Source organism: Nereida sp. MMG025 (assembly GCF_021654165.1).
Lineage (GTDB): Bacteria > Pseudomonadota > Alphaproteobacteria > Rhodobacterales > Rhodobacteraceae > Nereida.
Genome location: NZ_JAKFZN010000001.1, coordinates 241,703 through 264,933 on the forward strand (window position 1 = coordinate 241,703; position 23,231 = coordinate 264,933).

Sequence of the window (23,231 nt, forward strand, 5' to 3'; positions counted from 1 at the left end):
GGGACTGTTTATGGAATGGAAAAGGGCGGCCCAACCAGGCCGCCCCTTTTTTTGATAGATTCGGATTTATTTCAGGCCGATCAGCTTGGCTTCATGCGCCTTCAGCGATTTGCGTGCGCTGGTGTAGCTTTCAAGACCATCTTGGGTTTGCAGCTCTGGGAAGAGCTCCATGATCTCGTTGCGTTGCGCGTTGCCGATCCCTTTCAGGCTGTAATCACCCGGCTGGAAGCTTTCCGTCCATGTGCCATCCGACAGAACAACCTCGTGCTGGTCGAACATGAAGTGGATGTAGGACGTCCGCAGTGTGTCGACCTGCTGGATGCCTGCACCGTTCACCAGATGCTTGGCAGCGACCAGAACCTCACGTTCCTCAAAGTAGAGGGCCGTTTGATCGTTGGCCACCAGCATGCGGTGGTTTGGCGATACCATCATGTCACGCTCTGGCAAACCGTTGCCCAAGCTGCCCGCTTTGATCAGAACTGGCTTGAGGTGCGGCGCTGCGGCCAGACCTTTGTAGTCCATGTCCTTCTGACCAACCCAACGGATCTCTTGGATGCCGTTGTCGCGGGTGATGATGCGGTCACCTTCCTGCAGCTCTTCCACCAGGCGTTCGCCTTGCGGTGTTGCAATCAGCGTTCCAGGTGTGAAGCACGGGATCACATTCTCGATTTCCGAGAAAGTCAGCGTGCCCGTGACGTCACCGCCCACACCATCAAGGAATTCAACAGTACCCGCTTCGGGATCGTTTTCATCAAAGATGATGTTGATCGGGCCCGAACCGGTCAGATCCAGAACGTCGATGTCGCTATCATCGGGGTCTTCACCACCAACAATCACATCACCGATGCCGTCCTCTGCACTGTCGATCACGAAGGTATCGGTGCCGATGTTGCCTGATAGCTCGTCTTCACCAAGGCTGCCGAGGATGGTGTCGTTGCCTTCACCTGCGTCAACGATGTCGTCGCCGTCACCACTATCGATTTGGTCAGCACCGCCGCGTCCTTCGATGACATCGTCGCCGTCGCCACCTGTGATGGTGTCAAACTGACCGCCACCAAAGATCGTGTCGTCGCCGTCGCCACCATCGAGAACGTCTTCGCCCTCTCCGCCGCGCAGGATGTCGTCGCCGTCACCACCAAGGATGGTGTCGTTACCGTCACCCCCAAAGATGCTGTCGTCGCCTTCTTCGCCTTCGATCAGGTCATCGCCGTCGCCACCTGTAATGGTGTCCTCGCCTTCGCCACCGAGCAATGTGTCATTGCCAGTGCCGCCGTCGATTGTGTCGTCGTCGATTTGACCGTCGATAAAGTCATCGCCTTCGTCACCGAACAGAACATCGCTGTCGTCCGCCCCGAAGATGGTGTCGTTGCCCGCACCACCCGATACGGTGTCATCGCCGTTGTCGGGCTCTGGATCACCCAGATCATCGTCGATCTGCTCGGGGATAAACGGCGCACCAGGGATATCGGGCAGCACTGTCGTGCCAGGTTCGATACCTGCATAGATCAGGTCGTCGCCATCACCACCTTCGATGGTATCGGATCCTTCACCACCGATGATCGTATCATTGCCTTCGCCACCAAGGATGGTGTCGGCATCGATACCGCCGTCGATCGTGTCATCACCAGTGCCACCGTCGATGAAGTCAGCGTCGTCGCCTGTGGTGATGCTGTCGTTACCAGCGCCGCCAAAGACCGTGTCCAGATCATCTGTGGGCGAAGTGTTGACCACTGTGCCATCTGGCAGAACGATCGTCACACCGTCTTCCGGGATCAAATCGCCATAGCTCAGATCAGGCAGTGGTGCGTGGCCCGATGTGTCGATGATGTCATCGCCATCGCCGCCGTCGACCACATCGCTACCATCGCCACCGATGATGGAATCGTCGCCTTCACCGCCATCGATGTCATCGTCACCCGAACCAGCATCGACAGTATCGTTGTCGTCACCCGCATTGATGATGTCATCGCCAGAGCCAGCAGTGATGTCGTCTTCGCCGTTGCCGCCATCCAGCAAGTCGTCGCCTTCGCCACCGTTTAAGGTATCGTCACCTTCGCCGCCGAACAACGCGTCACTGCCGTCACCGCCACCGATGGTATCATTACCATCGCCGCCGTCGATTTCATCGTCGCCAAGGTTGCCAGCAAGATCGTCATCGCCTGCGTCCCCGGAAATGATGTCATCACCTTGACCACCGATAACGCTGTCGTCACCGTCGCCGCCTGAGATTTCATCATCACCCTGGTTGCCACTGATCGTGTCGTCGCCGCCTTCACCGATGATGGTGTCGTCGCCTTGACCCGCGATGACGCTGTCGTTGCCGTCGCCAGCTTCGATGATGTCATCGTTTGGTGCTTCACCTGGGACAATCGCGTCTTCGTTGTCGACCATGTCGCCATCGGGATCGCCCATGTAATTCACATCGATCAGATCATCACCGTCGGTGCCCGAAACCGTGCCATCAAGCGGCGCATCACCAACTGTGATGGTGTGGATCGCGCTGTCTTGCAGCCCTTCTTCGTCCTCGATCGTGTAAGTGACCGTGGCCACACCTGTGAAGTTCTGTGCAGGTGTAAAGGTGAAGGTGCCATCTGGGTTTTCGTCCAGTGTTCCTTCTTCTGCGGGCACTGATGCCGACACAACGGTTAGATCATCGCCATCCACGTCCGTGTCATTGCCCAGAAGGTCAATCACAATCGGTGTGTTGAAGTCTGTCGTGACCGCTTCGTCATTGGCTTCAGGCGCATCGTTCACGCCGGTGACTGTGAATGTCACCGTTGCTTCGGATGTATCGCCGTCCTCATCGGTGATTGTGTAGGTCACCGATGTTGTGGCTTCTTCGCCCGTGGCCAAGTCATCGAATTCACCGTTCGGATCAAAGCTGGTGGTGCCATCATCGTTGATGGTCACCAGGCCACCATTGTCGCCTGCAACAGGTGCACCAACATTGGCTGGATCGCCATTCACTTCCGACACTTCGGATGGACCGTCGCCATCTTCGTCGTTGCCAAGGATATTGGTGACATCAGATGTTTCATCTGCTGGCACGTCGAAGGCGTCGTCCACGGCGTCTGGCACTTTGTTGACGTTTGCAACGTCCACTGTGACCTCGGCAGTGTCTTGCGCACCTTCTTCGTCTTCGATGGTGTAGGTGATTGTCGCTTCACCGTCGAAGTTTTCGGCAGGTGTGAACACCAGCTGGTTATCGACAATCTCGACCGTGCCTTGATCCGCAGGAACATCGGCGCTGATGATCACAGGTTCACCACCATCGGGGTTCTCGTCGTTGGCAATGACGTCAATTGTGACAGGCGTGTTCTCGTCTGTCGACGCGGTGTCATCCACGGCTTCCAGATCGTTCACAGGCGTCACATCAACAGTCACTTCGGCTGTGTCAGTCGCACCCTCTTCATCTTCAACCGTGTAGGTGATCGTCGCTTCGCCGTTGAAGTTTTCGGCGGGCGTGAACACAAGCTGGTTGTCCACGATCTCGACTGTGCCCTGATCCGCAGGGACCGATGCATCGATGATCGTTGGCGCGTCGCCTTCTGGGTTTTCGTCGTTGGCAACCACGTCGATGGTGACAGGTGTGTCTTCATCGGTTGTGGCTGTGTCATCGACGGCTTCCAGATCATTCACAGGTGTGACGTCAACGGTTACATCAGCCGAGTCCGAATTGCCTGATGGATCTTCGATCGTATAGGTGATTGTCGCTTCGCCGTTGAAATCAGGCGCAGGTGTGAACACCAACTGGTTGTCAACGATTTCGACTGTGCCCTGATCGGCTGGAACAGAGGCCTCAACGATTGTCAGATCATCGCCTTCCGGGTCGCTGTCGTTGCCCAGAACGTCGATGGTGACAGGCGCATCTTCATCTGTCGATGCGGTGTCAGCAACTGCTGTTGGTGCATCGTCAGTGCCTGTAACTGTGATCGTGACCGTGGTTGTGTCTTCGCCACCATTGCCATCGCTGATGGTGTAGGTGACAGACGTTTGCGCCGTTTCACCTTCGTCCAGATCGTCGAACTCACCGTTTGGATCAAAGCTGGCGGTGCCATCTTCGTTGATCGTGATCAGGCCGCCATTGTCGCCAGCCACAGGCTGTCCAACATTGGCATCATCGCCATCAACTTCGGCAACTGTCAGCGGATCATCGTCTGGATCGCTGTCATTTCCGAGGACGTTATCTAGATCGATAATGGTGTCCTGATCGGTCTCATCGGTGTCTTCAACCGCGACGGGGCCATCATTTGTGCCCGTGACCGTGAAGGTCACAGTCGCCGTATCGGTGCCACCTTCGGGATCGGTGATTGTGTATGTGACGGTGGTTGAGGCCTCTTCGCCCTCGCCCAGATCATCGAATTCACCATTCGCGCTGAAGTCGACTGTGCCATCTTCATTGATGGTGAACAAACCACCGTTGTCACCTGCAACAGGCTCTCCGACGTTGCCAGCAGCACCATCCACTTCCAACACTATCAAAGGATCGCCATCGACATCGCTGTCAGCGCCTTCACCTGTGTCATCGGTGATCGCATTACCGTCCGTGTCACCAAAGGCTTCGTCCTGGCTGACGATATAGCTGCTGTTTTCAGCAACCGGATCATCATTTGTGCCAGTCACAGTCACAGTGACTTCTGCAATTGCAGTGCCGCCGTTGCCGTCTGTCACAGTATAAAGAACAGTCGTTTCAGCTGTATCGCCTTCACCCAGTTCGTCAAAGTCGCCGTTTGGATCAAAGCTGGCTGTCCCATCTTCATTGATGGTGATCAGACCGCCGTTGCTGCCTTCAATCGGTGACCCGACATTCCCTGTCAGGCCTTCGACGCGCAGAACTGTCAGATCATCGCCATCGGCGTCGCTGTCGTTGTTCAGAACATTGTCCAGCGTGATCGCTGTGTCCTGATCTGTTTCATCTGCATCATCAACAGCAACCGGACCATCGTTTTCGGATGCAACAGCAACAGTAACATCGGCCGTGTCCTGCAATCCGCCTTCGTCTTCGACGGTATAAGTGATGGTCGCCTCGCCGTTGAAGTCAGGCGCAGGTGTGAACACCAACTGGTTGTCAACGATTTCGACTGTGCCCTGATCGGCTGGAACAGAGGCCTCAACGATTGTCAGATCATCGCCTTCTGGGTCGCTGTCGTTGCCCAGAACGTCGATGGTGACGGGTTCGTCCTCATCCGTGGCTGCGGTGTCATCAACAGCCTCTGGGCCGTCATTGATACCTTCAACTGTAAAGGTGACAGTCGCAGTGTCTGTGCCGCCATTCCCGTCGGAAATGGTATATGTGACTGTGGTCGTGGCTGTTTCGCCCTCGCCCAGGTCGTCGAAATCACCATTTGCGTTGAAGTTGACGTTGCCGCCGTTGTTGATCGTGATCAGACCACCATTGTCGCCTTCAACGGTCACACCTTGGCCAAGATCGCCAAACGGATCGGCAATCGTTGAAGTGCCATCATCCCCTGTGACCGACACAACGCGGATGGTGTCGCCATCCACATCACTGTCAACACCGTCGCCAGTGTCCTGGTTCAGAACATTGCCCTCGGCCGCAGCATCATCTTCGTCTTGATCAACGAGATAATCATTGTCGGTCGCAACAGGGCCGTCATTCACCGCTGCCACGTCGACATCGACTGTGGCTGTGTCTTGCGCACCGTCTTCGTCTTCGATGGTGTAGGTGATTGTCGCATCGCCGTTGAAATCAGGCGCAGGTGTGAACACCAGCTGATTGTCGACAATTTCGACTGTGCCCTGATCGGCTGGAACAGAGGCCTCAACGATTGTGAGATCATCGCCTTCCGGGTCGTTGTCGTTGCCCAGAACGTCGATGGTGACAGGTTCGTCCTCATCCGTGGATGCGGTGTCGTCAACAGCCTCGGGGCCATCATTCACGCCTTGGACGTTAATTGTCAGCGTCGCTGTGCCTGTTCCGCCGTTACCATCGCTTACGGTATAAGTGATTGTTGTTTCCGCGCTTTCGCCCGGTGCAAGCTCATCAAATTCGCCGTTGGCAGAGAAGTCGAACGATCCATCGGGGTTCAGTGTAAATACACCGCCGTTGGATCCAACAACTTCCGAACCAACGCCGTTTGCATTGCCGTTCACTTCAACAACGGTCAGCGTATCGCCATCAGGATCGATATCCAGACCTGCGTTGTTGTCAGACGGATTTGTGATGACGTTACCATCGACATCGCCGTCGCCTTCTTCTTCGGTCACGAAGTAAAGGTCTGGGCAAACGATGGGTACATCGTTGACCGATGCCACATCAACATCAACAGTCGCCGTATCCTGGGCGCCGTTTTCATCCTCAACCGTGTAAGTGATTGTCGCATCACCGTTGAAGTTATCCGCGGGTGTGAACACCAGCTGATTGTTAACGATTTCCACTGTGCCCTGGTTTGCAGGCACTGACGCATCGACGATTGTCAGATCATCACCATCGGGATCAGTGTCATTGCCCAACACGTCAATCGTGACAGGCGTATCTTCGTCGGTTGACGCCGTGTCATCTACTGCGTCGGGACCGTCGTTTACAGGGGTGACAGTAACATCAACCGTTGCCGTGTCCGTGTTACCGCCCTCATCTTCGATTGTGTAGGTGATGGTCGCATCACCGTTGAAGTCATCAGCAGGGGTAAAGACCAGCTGATTGCCAACAATCTCGACCGTGCCTTGATCGGCAGGAACCGAAGCGTCCGTGATGGTAAGAACGTCATCTTCCGGATCGGTATCGTTGCCCAATACGTTGATTGTGACAGGCGTATCTTCATCTGTCGTTGCCGTGTCGTCGTTGGCAGACGGCGCTTCGTTCGCATCGAAAATAAAGTTCTCGATTTCTTTGAATTTCAGCGTGCTAACGACGTGGCCGTTGTCATCTAGGAATTCAATTTTACCATCTTGACCATTGCCATTGTGATCGGGCTTGAGGTCTTTGAAACGGAAATCACCCAAGCCGCGCAGATCAAGCGTATCAAAATCGTCACCGCCCGAGCCACCATCAATTTCATAGTCGTCACGGTTGACAATAAACGTATCACGGTCGTCATCGCCGAACAGCTTATCTTCGCCTTCGCCGCCTGTGATCGTATCGTCACCGTCGCCGCCTTCGATCTTGTCGTCGCCGTCGCCGCCCAACAGAACGTCGTCGCCAGCGCCACCCTCAATTTCATCCTTATCCGCACCGCCGTCGATCACATCGTCGCCCGCGCCGCCGTCAATTTTATCTTCACCTTCACCACCCGCGATGTCGTCGTTGCCAGTTCCGCCAAGGATACTGTCTTTGCCGTCGCCGCCAGACAGATCGTCATTGCCAGCGCCACCAAGGATATCGTCGTCGCCCGCACCGCCATCGATCACATCATTGCCGTCATTGCCTTCAATGACGTCGTGGCCAGCATCACCCGTAATGGTATCATCACCAGCGTTACCAAAGATTTCGTCGTTGCCGTTGCCGCCGTGAATGACGTCATCACCATCCGCGGTATCCGCGTTTGTGATAAAGTTAAGGTTATCGACCGCGCCAGAGGCATTCAGCGTCACGACCATTTGCGACACGCCAGATTGGTTGAACGTAACAGTTGCCTGGCCGTTGTTGGGCGTTGTTACCGTTTGTGTTGCCAGAATATTTCCGCCGCCATCAAACAATGTGATCGTCGCGCCCTGTTCTACGTCAAGAACGCGCAGGCTGTTAACTGTGCTTGGACCCTCGAAATCAAAGATCATATCACCGCCACCCGCATTGTCATCGGGGTCGTGGCCGTCGCGATCTTCGGACAAGATCAACACATTGCCGAGGTTGTTTGTCGCCAGATCACCATCGTCGCCCGTTGGGTGGGAGCTGTCAAACACCATCACGGGTGTTTTCGCATCGCCGCTGGATACGGTGAAACCGCCATCGGTAAATTGCGTGGTTACAATCTCGCCCGAGTGCAGATGGTTGAAATTGTAATTCTGGTTAACAGATTGGTTGCCACCATAAATGACGTCGTTACCATCTCCGCCTTTGATGACATCAGCACCAGCGCCGCCATAGACGACATCTTTTCCGTCACCCGCTTCAATGTTGTCGTTGCCACGGCCACCGCTGATGAAATCCTCATCGAGGCCGCCCCAAAGGTCGTCAGCGCCGCCGCCGCCAGAAAGCGTATCGTCGCCAGACGATCCTTCCAGCTTGTCATTGCCCTTACCGCCGACCAACTGATCGTCGCCCGAGCCACCAAACAGCATGTCGTTGCCGTTCTCACCAGCGATGTAATCGTTGCCGCCCTGACCATAAAGAATGTCTGCGCCATTGCCGCCAAAGACTTCATCGTTGCCTTGGCCCGCGTAGACAGTGTCGTTGCCTGCGCCAGCAAGGACAACATCGTCCTGCGACGCCTCGCCAGGCAGAAGCTGGTCGTTTTGGTCAATCCGGTCGCCATCCTGGTCAACATAAGCACCGTTGATCAGATCGCCGCCGCTTGTGCCATCCACATAGCCGTCTTCGGTTGCGGCAACATCGAATTTAATATCGGTAATGCCCACTGTACCCGTTTCAGCAACGCCGCTGTGCGCTTTGCTGTGGATAATTTCCAGCGATACGATTTCGCCTTGAACCTGAACTGTTACGGGGGTGCTGTTGTCGAGAACTTGGTGGCCGCTGATGGTGTTTCCATTAACCGTCTGAGAGGAATCGACGTTGGAAAATGTAACGGGCACAACATTGCCATGGGCATCGCGCGCGATGATCTGGACCTTGTCACCCCAACTGTCGTTGTAGTTGCCAGTCCACTTCTTATCCACATCAAGGATCTGGAAGTTTACGTTCTCAACACCCGTGCCGAATGTAATGAAGGCTTTTGTTGTGTCGTCATCTTGTGCCGAAACAAGGGCATCTTTGCCTTCAAAGTGATCCAGACGGAATTCTGCATCACCACTTCCCGGTGTCGACACGTTTACATGTACATCTTGCCCATTCGCCGACAGCGTATTGCCGCCATTCGAATTCGCCGAACTCCAATCGAGAGTATAGTCAGTCATTCTTTTTACTCCTAACCGTCTGTCGGCGTTCACCGAAACGGTCTCACAAATTGCTTTCAGTGTTCAGACCAGTCGAAACAACTGATCCGAAACGTTCCTCTTCGACACGCGCGAACGTGCCCTCACTCAAAGCGCTGTAATTTGGGAGACCCAATTCAACAGACACCATAAATCGACCAAACACAGTTATTCAGCCGTGACCGCCCCCACGGTCATTATGCCCCCCAGTTGGGCAAGATTGGTTTTAGCACATGCCAAGGCGGCACAAAGGGGAATGTTCGGGGAACATGGCCAAATTTGTTCAAAACGTGGCCGATATATTTGTCGCAATCGGCCCTTCAGGGCCAGATCTGCCAGCTCAAAATATCTCAAATGGAAACAAACAGGCCTCAAAACGATACTTGATTGGGGATTTTAGGAAATAATGGAACGCATTCGCATTTCCGTTTGCAATAAAGTTACGAATGTCCGCCAATTTCACGCAAGGATTGTTTATGTTTTGGAAACCGATATCACACGCGGCATTCACATGGTCCACGAGATGACCCTGCGTTAACCCTTTTCCTCAATTGGCTAAATATCCAGCATCAATCCGATGAAAAAAGCAGCGTTCTCCACGAAACGTTAACAAACCCGCCACAAACTGCCGAATCATTATCATAATCTCGATTGGGGTTTCCAACGCCTCACTCGAGGCTTCCTAGGAATGTTCATGGTACCGGTGGTCGGACTCGAACCGACACGATATTGCTATCGGGGGATTTTGAATCCCCTGCGTCTACCATTCCGCCACACCGGCACGCCGCGTCCGTGTAGCCCCACTTCCAACCCGCGTCAACGCCCCACAGCACGAAGTTCTGGCCTTTTTGGTAAAGCCCCTGTAAGGCGCGCCCAACACATCATTTCCAAGACAGGCAACCCGACCCATGGACCTTCGCAATATCGCGATTATCGCACACGTTGACCACGGCAAAACAACGCTCGTGGACGAACTTCTGAAACAATCTGGCGCCTTCCGCGAGAAGCAAGCCGTCGCAGAACGCGCAATGGACAGCAACGATCTGGAACGCGAGCGCGGGATTACAATTCTGGCCAAAGCGACCTCTGTCGAATGGAACGGCCTGCGGATCAATATCGTGGATACACCCGGTCACGCCGATTTCGGCGCAGAGGTCGAACGCATTCTGTCGATGGTTGACGGCGTTGTCCTGCTGGTCGACGCAGCCGAAGGCCCGATGCCACAAACCAAATTTGTGACGTCCAAAGCCCTTGCGCTCGGCCTCAAACCGATTGTTGTGTTGAACAAGGTCGACAAACCCGACGCCGAGCCTGACCGCGCCCTGGATGAAGTCTTTGACCTCTTTGCATCGCTGGACGCAACCGACGAACAACTTGATTTCCCTGCACTTTATGCATCAGGTCGCAACGGTTGGTGTGATGAGACGCTGGACGGTTCTCGCGAAAATCTTGACGCTTTGTTCAAGCTGGTCGTCGAACATGTGCCCGCCCCTGCGCAGGTTGCCAAACGGGATGAGCCCTTCCGCATGCTGGCCACGACACTGGGCGCTGACCCGTTTATTGGACGTATCCTGACAGGCCGCGTTGAAGCTGGCACGCTGAAAACAGGCGAGACCGTCAAAGCCCTGTCGCGCGACGGCACAAAGGTTGAACAGTTCCGCGTGACCAAGATCCTTGCGTTCCGCGGGCTGGCCCAGTCGCCCATCGACGTGGCCGAAGCTGGCGATATCGTCAGCCTTGCAGGCATGTCAAAAGCAACCGTGGCCGATACGATCTGCGATCTGTCGGTCGACGCCGCGATCCCTGCCCAACCCATCGATCCGCCCACCATCACGGTTACTTTCGGGATCAATGACAGCCCGCTGGCGGGACGTGACGGCAAAAAGGTTCAAAGCCGTGTCATCCGCGAACGTCTGATGAAAGAAGCCGAAACCAATGTGGCGATCCGTGTCACCGACACACCGGGCGGCGATGCGTTCGAAGTCGCTGGTCGCGGCGAATTGCAAATGGGTGTCCTGATTGAAAACATGCGCCGCGAAGGGTTCGAGTTGTCCATCTCGCGCCCACAGGTTTTGTTCCAAACAGGCGAAAACGGCGAACGTCTGGAGCCGATCGAAGAAGTTACCATCGACGTGGATGATGAATATTCGGGTGCTGTGATCGAGAAGATCACAGGCGCACGCAAAGGCGAACTGGTTGAGATGAAGCAAAACGCGGGCAAAACCCGCATCATCGCAACGGTGCCGTCGCGCGGTTTGATCGGGTATCACGGCGAATTTCTGACCGACACCCGCGGCACAGGTGTTTTGAACCGCGTGTTCCACGGTTGGGCTGACCACAAAGGCGCCATCCCGGGGCGACGTGCGGGTGTCCTGATCTCGATGGAAAACGGTGTGTCCGTGGCCTATGCGATCTTCAACCTTGAAGACCGCGGCAAGTTTTTCATCGGCAGCCAAGAAGATGTCTATCAAGGCATGATCATCGGCGAACACAGCCGCGAGAACGATCTGGAAGTGAACCCGCTGAAGGGCAAGAAATTGACCAACGTCCGTGCCTCAGGCACCGACGAAGCGGTGCGCCTGACCACCCCCATCAAATTATCGCTGGAAGAGGCAATCGCCTATATCGACGACGATGAACTGGTCGAAGTCACCCCAAATGCGATCCGTTTGCGCAAACGTCACCTTGATCCGCATGAACGCAAGCGCGCCGCACGCAGCGCGTAAGCGGCTGACAACAAAACAAAAAAGCCCGCGCCAATCTGGTCGCGGGCTTTTCTTTTGAGCCGCTTAAAGTTCTTCGACGATCACCAACTCGCGTTCACTGGCTTTGCGCGCATGGCTCAGTGCTTGTTGATAGGTCGCGCTGGCATAGCATGCCTCTGCCACCTCGACGCTGTCAAAACGCGCCACAACATTGCGGGGGCGATCTGTGCCTTCCTTTTGCACATAACGGCCACCACGCGCCAAAAAGACGCCGCCGTGTTCCGCAATGGCTTGCGTGGCGAGTGCTGCGTATTTCGCGTATTCGTCGGGGTCCGTAACGGTGACGTGACTGATCCAAAGGGCGCTCATGCTTCAAGCACCTTACGGGCCGCGGCAATCGCGGCATCTGCGCCTGCCACATCTTTGGCGCCACCTTGGGCCATATCGGGCCGACCGCCGCCGCCCTTGCCCCCCATTTCGGCCACAGCTGCTTTGACCAGATCAACCGCCGACAGCGTCGCTGTTTTGTCAGCCGTCACACCCGCAGCAACCGCCACTTTGCCACCGCTTTCAGCGATCAACAGGACAGCGCCAGACCCCATTTGTGCTTTCATCTCGTCGATGATCGACGGCAGGTCCTTGCCCGTCACGCCCTGTAACACCTGCGCCTGAAAGGACGTGCCGTTTACATCCCCAACCGCAGGCGACGCCGCAGCACCACCTGACATAGCCAAGTCTTTGCGAAGCTGTGCGACCTCATTTTGAAGAGTCTTTCGTTCGTCCATCAGCGCTTTGACGCGGTCGGCGACGTCAGCGGGCTGCGCCTTTAACTGCCCTGCAACCTGGGTCAACCGCGCGTCCTGTTCGCTCAGATACGCCAAGGCCGCATCACCGGTCAGCGCCTCAATGCGCCGCACGCCCGCACTTGACGCACTATCGCCAAGGGTCACGAACATCCCGATGTCACCCGTCTGGCGCACATGGGTGCCGCCACATAGTTCCAATGAATAGGTCTGACCATCCGCGCCTTTGCCCGTGTCCGCCCGCCCCATGCTGACCACGCGCACCTCGTCACCGTATTTTTCACCAAACAGCGCTTGTGCCCCAATGGCGCGCGCATCATCGGGCGTCATGATACGGGTTTCAACCGTCGTGTTCTGGCGGATGAAGTCATTGACCTGCCGCTCTACCTTTCTGAGCTCGGCCGCTGTCAACGCCGCATTATGGCTGAAGTCGAACCGCAAACGGTCCGGCGCGTTCAACGATCCACGCTGCGCCACATGCTCGCCCAAGGCGTTGCGCAACGCTTCATGCAAAAGGTGGGTCGCAGAGTGGTTGGCGCGAATGGTGGATCGGCGCTGATGGTCTACAGATAATTCAGCCCCCTGACCTACCGAAATCGTGCCGTCGCGCAGTTTTGCGATGTGAATGAAAACATCGGCCTGCTTTTTACAGTCTGTGACGTCCAATACACCTGTGTCTGTCTTGATACTTCCGCTGTCGCCAACCTGCCCGCCGCTTTCGGCATAAAACGGTGTCTGGTTCAGGACCACCATCACCTCATCACCGGCCGTCGCCTCTTGAACCGAAGCGCCATCTTTGACCAACGCCAATATCTGGCCCTCAGCTTGCTCGGTATCATAGCCCAGAAAATCCGTGGCTCCGTGCGCATCGGCGATATCAAACCAGAGCTGCGCATCCGCCGTCTCGCCCGTGCCAGACCACGCGGCACGCGCGGTTGCTTTTTGTGCCGCCATCGCCTGATCAAAGCCGTCGGTATCCACATCGCGACCTTTTTCGCGCAAGGCATCCTGGGTCAGATCAAGCGGAAAGCCGAACGTATCATAGAGCTTGAAAGCGGTCTCGCCCGGCAAAGCAGCGTCTGCTGGCAGATCATCCAGCGCGTCGTCTAGCAGTTTCAAACCACGGTCCAAGGTTGTGCGGAAACGCGTTTCCTCCGCGCGCAGCGTTTCTTCGATAAGTGCCTGCGCCTGTCCCAATTCTGGATAGGCCGCACCCATCTGTTGCACCAGGGCTGGCACAAGACGGTGCATCAGGGGGTCCTGCGCCCCCAACAAATGCGCGTGACGCATCGCGCGACGCATGATGCGGCGCAAAACATACCCGCGACCGTCTTTGGACGGCATAACCCCATCGGCGATCAAGAAGGACGTCGAACGCAGGTGATCCGCGATAACGCGGTGGTGGGTTTTGCCGGGGCCATCGGGATCGGTTGAGGTGGCATGGGCACTCGCCTCAATCAGATTGCGCATCAGATCGGTGGCATAGTTATCGTTGGTGCCCTGCATAAGGGCCGCGACGCGCTCAATTCCCATGCCGGTATCGATAGACTGCATGTCCAATGGTGTCATAGAGCCATCTTCGAACTGCTCGTTTTGCATGAAAACGATGTTCCAGATCTCAATAAAGCGGTCGCCGTCTTCTTCGGGCGATCCGGGAGGGCCGCCCCAGAAGGCCTCGCCGTGGTCATAAAAGATTTCCGTGCACGGGCCGCACGGGCCGGTCGGGCCCATCATCCAAAAGTTATCCGAGGTGCCGATGCGAATAATCCGGTCATCGCTCAGACCTGCGACTTTCTTCCAGATCTCTGCGGCTTCATCATCGGTATGGTAAACCGTGACATAAAGCTTGTCCTTGGGGATCCCGAAGTCCTTCGTGATCAACTCCCAAGCAAATGCGATGGCGTCGGCCTTGAAATAGTCACCAAAGCTGAAATTGCCGAGCATTTCGAAAAACGTATGGTGCCGCGCGGTATACCCGACATTGTCGAGATCGTTGTGTTTACCCCCTGCCCGCACACATTTTTGCGCGGTGGTGGCACGTTGATAGTCGCGTGTCTCAACGCCAGTGAACAGATTTTTGAACTGCACCATTCCCGAATTGGCAAACATCAAGGTCGGGTCGTTACGCGGCACCAAGGGCGAGCTGTCGACAACAGCATGACCTTGCTTTTCAAAATAGCCCAGAAAGGTGCTGCGAATATCATTCAAGGTGCGCATAGGGTGTCCGATACAAAATGCTTATGTGTCAAACGGATGTAACTTTGCCGCTGCGCCCTGTCCATAACGCAGGACGAAAAACCAAGCGCAACGCAGCAAAAAAGCGGCCGCATATTATTGCGACCGCTTTGATGAAGGTAAGTACAGGATCTTTATTCTTCCAAAAGATCGCCGCCGTCGTCTTCGATCTGCTCTTCTTTCGGCATATCAAAGTCCAGACCATGCGCTGCGCGTATTTTATCTTCGATCTCCCACGCCATTTTGGGGTGTTCGCGCAGATAGGTTTTGGCATTCTCGCGGCCCTGCCCAATGCGTTCATCGCCACAGCTGAACCACGCGCCCGATTTTTCCACGACGCCTGCTTTTACACCAAGATCAAGCAATTCGCCCATTTTGCTGATGCCTTCGCCATACATGATGTCAAATTCAACCTGCTTGAATGGAGGGGCGACTTTGTTCTTAACGACTTTCACCCGCGTCTGGTTGCCGACCACCTCATCACGGTCCTTGATTGCACCGATGCGGCGAATGTCCAGACGGACAGAGCTGTAGAATTTCAGCGCGTTACCGCCGGTTGTGGTTTCCGGGCTGCCGAACATTACCCCGATTTTCATGCGGATTTGGTTGATAAATACGACCGTGCAGTTCGTACGGTGGATCGATCCGGTAAGCTTGCGCATCGCTTGGCTCATCAAACGTGCGTGCACGCCAACACTGCTGTCACCCATATCACCTTCAAGCTCTGACTTCGGCGTAAGGGCCGCAACCGAATCCACGACAACCATACTTACGGCACCAGAGCGCACAAGCGTATCAACAATCTCGAGCGCCTGCTCGCCAGTGTCGGGTTGAGAGATCAGCAATTCATCAAGGTTCACGCCCAATTTCTTGGCGTACTGTGGGTCCAGCGCGTGTTCCGCATCGACAAATGCGCACACACCACCTTTTTTCTGCTCTTCGGCCACACAATGCAGCGTCAGTGTTGTTTTACCAGAACTTTCGGGGCCATAAATTTCAACGATCCGTCCCTTCGGGACACCACCAATGCCCAGTGCGATATCAAGGCCCAAAGATCCTGTCGACGTTGCTTCAATCTCCTGAACAGCGTTCTCGCCACCCAGTTTCATGATCGACCCTTTGCCAAATTGCCGCTCAATTTGAGCTAAAGCACTGTCGAGTGCCTTTTGCTTGTCGGAATTACGCTTGCTGTCCATTTTTAAAATATCTGCCGTTGCCATGTGTTCGGCTCCTTATTTCATAGGTCGGTTGTCGCGGCAATCACTGCTGATGTTCGCCTCTTGTTCTTATGTTCTGGTATGAGATCAAAAGAAGAACATTGCAAGTGATTTTTCACACCTTCATCTTGGTCCACGATCGTTAACAAACCATTACGATGCTTTGGGCGGCCAAATCGTTTTTATTGCAGGCGCGTTGGAATTTGCGATTGTACGGTCGACGTCAGGTCCGAAAGTGAAAACGGTTTTGGCAAAAAAACGGCGTTCTGAATGGTTTTTTCGTTGTCTTTAAACGCATCTTCAGCATAGCCCGACACAAAGACAACACTGGTTTCTGGGCGTGTTTCAAGTGCTTGGCGGACCCATGTTGGCCCGTCCATGCCGGGCATTATAACGTCGGTGACAAAAATATCGACGTGAAGGCTTTGATCTTCAAGCGTCTCCAACGCCATTTCCGCGCAATCCGCTTCGATCACGGTAAACCCCTGCATTGACAAAGCACGTGATGCAAAAGCGCGTACAGGCGCCTCGTCTTCCACAAGCAGGACAACACCGCTGCAGGGGGTCGGCTTGGAAACAGGTTGCGCCAGAGGCGGCAGGGACGGCTGCGTGGGTCCGGCCTCGTGGACAGGGAACAGCAATGTGAATTCTGTTCCGACACCAACAGCACTGTCCACAAAGATGAAACCGCCCGTTTGTTTGACAATGCCATAGGCCGTCGAAAGCCCAAGGCCTGTTCCCTCGCCTGTTTTCTTAGTTGTAAAAAAGGGCTCAAAAATCTTGCCGATTTTTTCTGCGGGAATGCCCGTGCCGCAATCGGACACTTTGATTTGGGCGTAGGTGCCGGGGGGAATCTCGGCGCGGTCGCGTTTCGTGGGAGATGCCGTTTCGAACAAGGACGTGGCGATTTTGATCTCTCCGCCATCGGGCATCGCATCGCGTGAGTTTACAACAAGGTTCATCAAGACTTGCTCAAGTTGGCGTTTATCTGCCCGAACGGGCGCTTGGGTTGGGTCATGCGACAGTGTCAATGTCACTTTTTCGCCGACCAACCGGTTCAGCAAATGGGTGAGTTCGGACAAGGTATCACGCAAATCAAGCACTTCGGGTTTGAGGTTTTGCTTGCGCGAGAAAGCCAGAAGTTGCCCCACCAGACTGGCTGCGCGATTGGCGTTTTGATGGATCTGGATCAGATCGCCGTAGTCTTGATCACCCTGATCATGCCGCAGCAACAAAAGATCGCAGTGGCCTGATATGGCGGTCAGCAAATTGTTGAAATCATGGGCCACGCCGCCTGCCAACTGGCCAATCGCCTGCATTTTCTGGCTCTGCACAAATTGCAGCTCAAGTGATTTGAATTCTGTGGCGTCATGCATTAGCGCCAAAACAGCGTTTGGGTCATCCGCAATCGGGCAAAGATGCACCTCAACAAAGCGCTCAATATCCTTGCGCCGCAGTTTCAAAACCTCTGGCCGGTCCAGCCCGTGACCGCGCGTGACCTCCCCGATCCAGTCATCCACATCGCGCCCAAGCCCACCAAGAACCGATCCGAGTTTTGTGCCAACCAGCGCATGGCTTGCCAGAAGATCATCTGCAATATCGTTGGCATGCAGGATTTCGCCGCTTTGACCGAGCTTGAGCATCGCAATTGGCAGGCTGCCAACAAACTCTTCCACGCTGGACGGACCGCCGACTGAGGGCCCAACATCTGCCGTGGGAAACACCAAAAGCTCCCTGCGCCCAGATGAATGGGACGTTTCAAATATACGCGCATGGAAGGCTTCGTCCTGCCCCCGCATTTGGTGTAGCGCACCCGATGTGACGCATTGATTCAGCAAGATATCAGACAGGTTCTTGGCACGCCCGCCAAAAAGCCTGCGGCATGCATCGTTCATGAACAAGATTGCATCGCGGCTGCCTGTTGTAAGCATCGCCGCACCAAGGGCATTCGCGCCCGTGCGAGACGAGGCGGAGAACGGGACTTTTTCAACGCGCCAGACATAACTGCCGGTTCCGAACGGGCGAACAGCGATGCGAATTTGGCCTTGGCGGGTCACCACATCTTCTTGCCCCGCACCTTGCACAAGTGCTTTGCTTTGCAGACGGTGAAGAACTGCAACAGGGTTTGCAAACGCACCTTTCAAGGCACCTGCGAGCGTGGCATTTTGATCTGGGATTGGCAGATCAAGGCGGGCCTTGCGGTTCGCAAATAGCACGTCGCCAAGCGCATCCACCACAAGGCAAGCGGCGTGATCGTCCTCGAGATAGCTCAAAACCTCTGAATTTGCGGATTTTTTTCGCACATGGTCACGTTCAACCGCAAAGGACAGCACGCCAGCAAAGGCCAGCAATGCACAGCCCAACCCAAGAAATGAAATCGCAAAAAGACCTTGAGACACCATACCAGATGAGATGATCAGACCCACGCCAACAGCTGCGAGCGCCAAAAGCGCGCCCACGCGTTTCCAAACCGTCCAATCTGGGCCCATCCAACGCGGCCCCGCAACATGCCTGAGCAAATCAGCCTCCCACAAATGCCTGCCCTCATTTCGCAGCATAAATCTTAAGAAACACCTAAGAGGAGGAGCGATAACACGTTTTACACGCTATACGGGCATTTTTCTTTCAAATTGCGCAAGAAAAAATCCGTCGCCAGACATCGAAATCGGGTATCGCGTTTTCGAGACAAGGCCAAACTGCGGAAAATTCTGCAAGACCCATGCAACCTGCTCTTCGTTTTCTTCCTCAAAAACGGAACATGTTGCATAGGCCAAAAGGCGATTGGCATACCCCGCCGCTTGGGTGAGGCAGGTTCGTTGCAGCTGTTGATAGGCTGCAAGGTCATCAGGTGTAAGCGCCCATTTGGCTTGTGGGGTTCGCCGCCACGTGCCACTTCCCGAACAGGGGGCATCGACCAGAACGACGTCAAATTCCGTACGGCCGGTGAGGTCTGGCAGCACTTCGATCTGGGCACCTGCACGACTGGCACGGTCCGGAATATCGCGCATGCGATCAGCCGACACATCATGGGCGGAAATTTTACGAACACCGCGCGCCGTAATCGCCAAAGACTTGCCACCGCCCCCCGCGCAATAATCAAGCACATGATCATCAGGCCGCAGTTGCAATTCCAGACAGGCCTGCTGGCTGGAGCAATCCTGCAGTTCTACAAGTCCCGTCTGATAGGCCGTCGCGTTTCGGATGCGTCTTTCGCCATCCGTGACAATCAGTGCCGTTGCACAATCGGCGGCGCTTTGCGTTGTGATACCGTCGTGCAAAAGGGAATCCTGAGCCTCTGCAACGGTGGTTTTGCTGGTATTGATCCGCAGGGAAATGGGCGCGCGGTCCCTAAAAAGCGTCAGCGCCGCATCTGCCGCCGCCTGCCCCAGTTGTGCATGTAGTTTATCGACGATCCAATCGGGCGCGTCTGGGGGAAGCTGTTGTAATTGCGGCGCTGTCTGTTCTTCAGGGTCAAGTGGTGTCGGTGCATACCCCTGCCCTGTAAAGACCGTTTCTGGCGCGATGTCATCTGTCCGAAGGCTACCAAGGACCAGTCCGCGCCCTGTGGCCGATCCGCCCAAAGCCGCAAAGGAGTTTTTGCATCGCAATGCACGGAACACGATATCGCGGACGGCGGCCCGATCCTTGGAGCCTGCATAGCGGTTTTTGCGCCCCCATGTGGTCAGGCATTGTTCGGCAGACGCACCCACAAGGATATTGTCCAGAACATCAATGGCCGCCGCATAGCGGGCCACAGGCGTCATCTTGCCCCCATCGACATTAAGTATGCGCTACATATCATTGATATATCATGATATTCTGTAGTTCGGGCTTTCGCGAGTGATCTGCACATCATGCACATGGCTTTCTTTCAGGCCTGCGCCTGTGATCTTCACGAAATTGCAGTTTTTACGCATTTCCGCGACCGTCGCGCAGCCCGTATAGCCCATTGCGGCACGCAAGCCACCGACCAGTTGATGCACCACGGCGCCTGCGGACCCCTTGTAAGGCACCTGCCCTTCGATACCTTCGGGCACCAGCTTGTCACTTGCGGCGTCTTTCTGGAAATACCGATCGGCAGAGCCGCGCGCCATGGCCCCAAGACTGCCCATGCCACGATAGGATTTGAACGAACGGCCCTGATAAAGGATCACCTCACCGGGGCTTTCATCGGTGCCTGCAATCATTGAGCCGACCATCGCGCAAGATGCGCCTGCCGCGATGGCCTTGGCAAAATCGCCCGAGAACTTGATACCGCCATCGGCGATCACTGGCACGTCGCCCCCTGCGGCGGCGCAATCCATAATTGCGGTCAACTGCGGAACACCGACGCCTGCAACCATGCGCGTGGTGCAGATCGAGCCTGGTCCAATACCCACTTTTACGGCATCTGCACCAGCACCAATCAGCGCCTTGGTCGCCTCTCCCGTGGCCACGTTGCCCGCGACCACCTGAATGGCGCTGGACAGCGTCTTGGCGCGTTCCACCGCGTGTGCAACACCTTCCGAGTGTCCATGGGCCGTATCAATGACGATCATATCAACGCCTGCATCCACAAGCGCTTGCGAGCGTTCAAAACCCGCGTCTCCGACTGTGGTTGCCGCGGCAACGCGCAGGCGGCCCAATTCGTCTTTGCACGCCTGTGGGTTCAGCACCGCCTGTTCACTGTCTTTGAGGGTCAAAAGACCCGTCAATTTACCATCGCCATCCACGACAAGCAGTTTTTCAATGCGGCGCGCCTTCATTAGGCTACGGGCCTCGTCCAGATCGGCGGGTTCGCGCAACATGGCCAGATTGTCGGATGTCATCATCGCTGAAACGGGTGTCTTGTCATCCTTGGCAAACCGCATGTCACGGTTGGTCACAATGCCCACGACGCGCCCAGACCCGTCAACGACAGGAAAGCCCGTGACGCGGTAGCGTTCTTGCAGCGCCTTGGCGTCAGCAAGGGTTTGGTTGGAGGTCAGCGTGATCGGGTTGTAGACGATCCCGCTTTCAAAGCGTTTAACGCGGCGCACTTCGCGCGCTTGTTCTTCTATATCAAGGTTGCGGTGGATAACGCCCATGCCGCCTGCCTGTGCCATCGCAATGGCCATACGTGCTTCTGTCACCGTGTCCATCGCAGAGCTGAGCAGCGGAATGTTCAACGCGATGGATTGGGTCACAAACGTCCGCGTGTCAGCCGTAGACGGCAAAACACTGGAAGCCCCGGGGACCAACAAAACATCATCAAAGGTGAGCGCCTCGCGAATTTCCATGACAGGTCCCCTTCGTAAAATCTGGACAAATTGGAAAGCATCGTTTGACGCTGCCCTATCGCATAGATGTAGGGATGGATAAAGTCCTATTCGCCAGATGTACGGCTTTTTGCGTCTTGGGCGAGCATGCGCAGCGCCGAGCTGAGTGTTGTGACATCAGAACCAACGCCCAAAAACGTCACACCAAGATCGCTATAGTGGCGCATTTCGGCAGGATCGAAGGTGATAATGCCCGCAGATTTGCCTGTAGCCGTGATGCGTTTGATCGCATCATCGATGGCCGTTTGCACCGCGGGCGCATCCATCTGCCCCAGATATCCCATATCAGCAGACAAATCCGCAGGGCCAATAAAGACCACATCAACACCATCGGTCGAAACGATCTCATCAAGGTTCTCCAATGCCTCCCGCGTTTCGACCTGCACCATGACACAGATTTGGTCATTCGCGGTGGTCGCGTAGTCAGGCGTCTGATTGTAGAAGGTGGCGCGTGCAACGGCACCGCCCAGACCACGACGCCCTGCAGGCGCATAACGGGTCATGGCGACGATGTCTTGGGCCTGCTGGCCCGTGTTGACCATTGGCACAAGAATGGATTGCGCGCCCAGATCGAGGACTTGTTTGATCACCCAGTCTTGTCCGATGGGCACGCGCACCACGGGCTGTGCATCCCGAAAGGCCTGCAACTGCGCGAGGATTGAGGCAGATGTGTTCGGCCCGTGTTCCGCATCGATCAGGCACCAGTCAAACCCAACGCCAGTGGCCAGTTCCGCAATGGTCGGACTGGCCGAAGCGAGCCAGATGCCCAATTGCATCTCGCCCGCGGCAAGGCGGCTTTTCAAAGTATTAACAGCAGCGCCCATCAGCGGTAATACAGCGACTGACCGTTAGAGAACAGCTGGACCTTGGCAGGGTCGGCCCCCACACGCACGGTTTTGCCGCGCATGTCACGGTGAATGCCTGGCATCTTCGCCAGCACCTGGTCCGCGCCATTCACGCTTTCGAAGTAGAGCACTGTGACCTCGCCCAGGGCTTCTGTATAGCTGACCTTGCCCTCAAACACGCCTTCGCCTTCGGTCACAACCATGTCTTCGGGGCGCACACCCACATTGACCTTTAGCCCCATGTCCGCATCCGTTGTCGGCACGGCAGAATGAATTGTCAGGCCGCTGTCCATACGCACGGTCGTCTGCGCCCCTGTTTCAATCACTTCGCCGGGCAGCAGGTTCATGGCAGGCGAGCCGATGAATTGTGCCACAAATTCGTTCTCGGGGCGTTCATAAAGCTCAAGCGGCGTGCCGACCTGTGCAATGCCTTTGTTGGCCAGCACGACAATCCGTGTGGCCAGCGTCATCGCTTCGACCTGATCGTGGGTGACGTAGATCATCGTGCGTTCTGGCATTGCTTCTTTAAGTTGGGCAATTTCGATGCGCGTGGCGACCCGCAGGGCCGCGTCAAGGTTCGACAGTGGCTCGTCAAAAAGGTAGACTTTGGGATCGCGCACGATCGAGCGGCCAATGGCCACCCGCTGGCGTTGCCCGCCAGACAGGGCTTTGGGCAAGCGGTCCAGATATTCATCCAACTGTAGAATCTTGGCGGCTTTGTCGACGGCTGCATCAATTTCGGACTGGGGCTTTTTCGCCAATTTCAGCGCGAACTGCATGTTTTCGCGCACGGTCATATGCGGGTAAAGCGCATAGGACTGAAACACCATTGCGATGCCACGTTCGGAAGGGGGCACATCGTTGACCACCTGCCCGTCAATCTCAAGCGTGCCGCCCGTGATCTTTTCAAGGCCCGCAATCATGCGCAGCAAAGTCGATTTACCGCATCCCGACGGGCCAACAAAGACGATCAATTCGCCCTGTTCGATATCAAGATTGATGTTCTTGAGAACATCCACCGTGCCGCCGTAGGTTTTGGCCACATCTGTCAGTTTCAGATTGGTCATGGTTGTCCCCTCTC

10 protein-coding genes and 1 tRNA gene are annotated in these 23,231 nt (G+C 55.6%); 1 reads left to right on the forward strand and 10 read right to left on the reverse strand.

Going from position 1 to position 23,231, the window contains the following annotated elements; genetic code table 11:
• Positions 1 to 66 precede the first annotated feature (66 nt).
• Positions 67 to 9,030 carry an Ig-like domain-containing protein gene (locus tag L1065_RS01090; protein ID WP_237093601.1) on the reverse strand — a complete coding sequence of 2,988 codons (8,964 nt, stop codon included), beginning with the start codon at positions 9,028 to 9,030 and terminating at the stop codon, positions 67 to 69.
• A 713-nt stretch (positions 9,031 to 9,743) separates the two neighbouring features.
• Positions 9,744 to 9,829: transfer RNA gene (locus L1065_RS01095), tRNA-Leu, on the reverse strand.
• Positions 9,830 to 9,956: 127 nt separating this feature from the next.
• Here L1065_RS01095 and typA point away from each other — a divergent pair.
• Positions 9,957 to 11,774 (forward strand): translational GTPase TypA, encoded by a 1,818-nt coding sequence (typA, locus tag L1065_RS01100; RefSeq protein ID WP_237093602.1) that lies wholly within the window; start codon positions 9,957 to 9,959, stop codon positions 11,772 to 11,774.
• A gap of 63 nt (positions 11,775 to 11,837) precedes the next feature.
• Here typA and L1065_RS01105 read toward each other — a convergent pair whose 3' ends face one another.
• From L1065_RS01105 to L1065_RS01140, 8 genes are all read right to left on the reverse strand, one after another.
• The gene (locus L1065_RS01105; RefSeq protein WP_237093603.1) at positions 11,838 to 12,122 is read right to left on the reverse strand and encodes a DUF1330 domain-containing protein; all 285 of its coding nucleotides are present in this window, start codon (positions 12,120 to 12,122) and stop codon (positions 11,838 to 11,840) included.
• Positions 12,119 to 14,773, reverse strand: a complete 2,655-nt coding sequence (alaS, locus tag L1065_RS01110) for an alanine--tRNA ligase (RefSeq protein WP_237093604.1) — start codon at positions 14,771 to 14,773, stop codon at positions 12,119 to 12,121. Before alaS ends, L1065_RS01105 begins: the two co-directional genes overlap by 4 nt.
• A gap of 152 nt (positions 14,774 to 14,925) precedes the next feature.
• A complete protein-coding gene (recA, locus tag L1065_RS01115) occupies positions 14,926 to 16,011 on the reverse strand; it encodes a recombinase RecA (RefSeq protein ID WP_237093605.1) in 1,086 nt (361 codons plus the stop codon).
• 179 nt (positions 16,012 to 16,190) lie between these two features.
• The gene (locus L1065_RS01120; RefSeq protein WP_237093606.1) at positions 16,191 to 18,497 is read right to left on the reverse strand and encodes an ATP-binding protein; all 2,307 of its coding nucleotides are present in this window, start codon (positions 18,495 to 18,497) and stop codon (positions 16,191 to 16,193) included.
• A gap of 117 nt (positions 18,498 to 18,614) precedes the next feature.
• Entirely contained in the window at positions 18,615 to 19,772 is a 1,158-nt protein-coding gene (locus tag L1065_RS01125) for an RsmB/NOP family class I SAM-dependent RNA methyltransferase (protein WP_237093607.1), read from the reverse strand.
• Positions 19,773 to 19,817: 45 nt separating this feature from the next.
• On the reverse strand, positions 19,818 to 21,266 hold the full coding sequence (gene guaB / locus L1065_RS01130; protein ID WP_237093608.1) for an IMP dehydrogenase: 1,449 nt from the start codon (positions 21,264 to 21,266) through the stop codon (positions 19,818 to 19,820).
• Positions 21,267 to 21,352: 86 nt separating this feature from the next.
• On the reverse strand, positions 21,353 to 22,108 hold the full coding sequence (locus tag L1065_RS01135; protein WP_370641120.1) for an HpcH/HpaI aldolase/citrate lyase family protein: 756 nt from the start codon (positions 22,106 to 22,108) through the stop codon (positions 21,353 to 21,355).
• A gap of 20 nt (positions 22,109 to 22,128) precedes the next feature.
• On the reverse strand, positions 22,129 to 23,217 hold the full coding sequence (locus tag L1065_RS01140) for an ABC transporter ATP-binding protein (protein WP_237093610.1): 1,089 nt from the start codon (positions 23,215 to 23,217) through the stop codon (positions 22,129 to 22,131).
• Positions 23,218 to 23,231 lie beyond the last annotated feature (14 nt).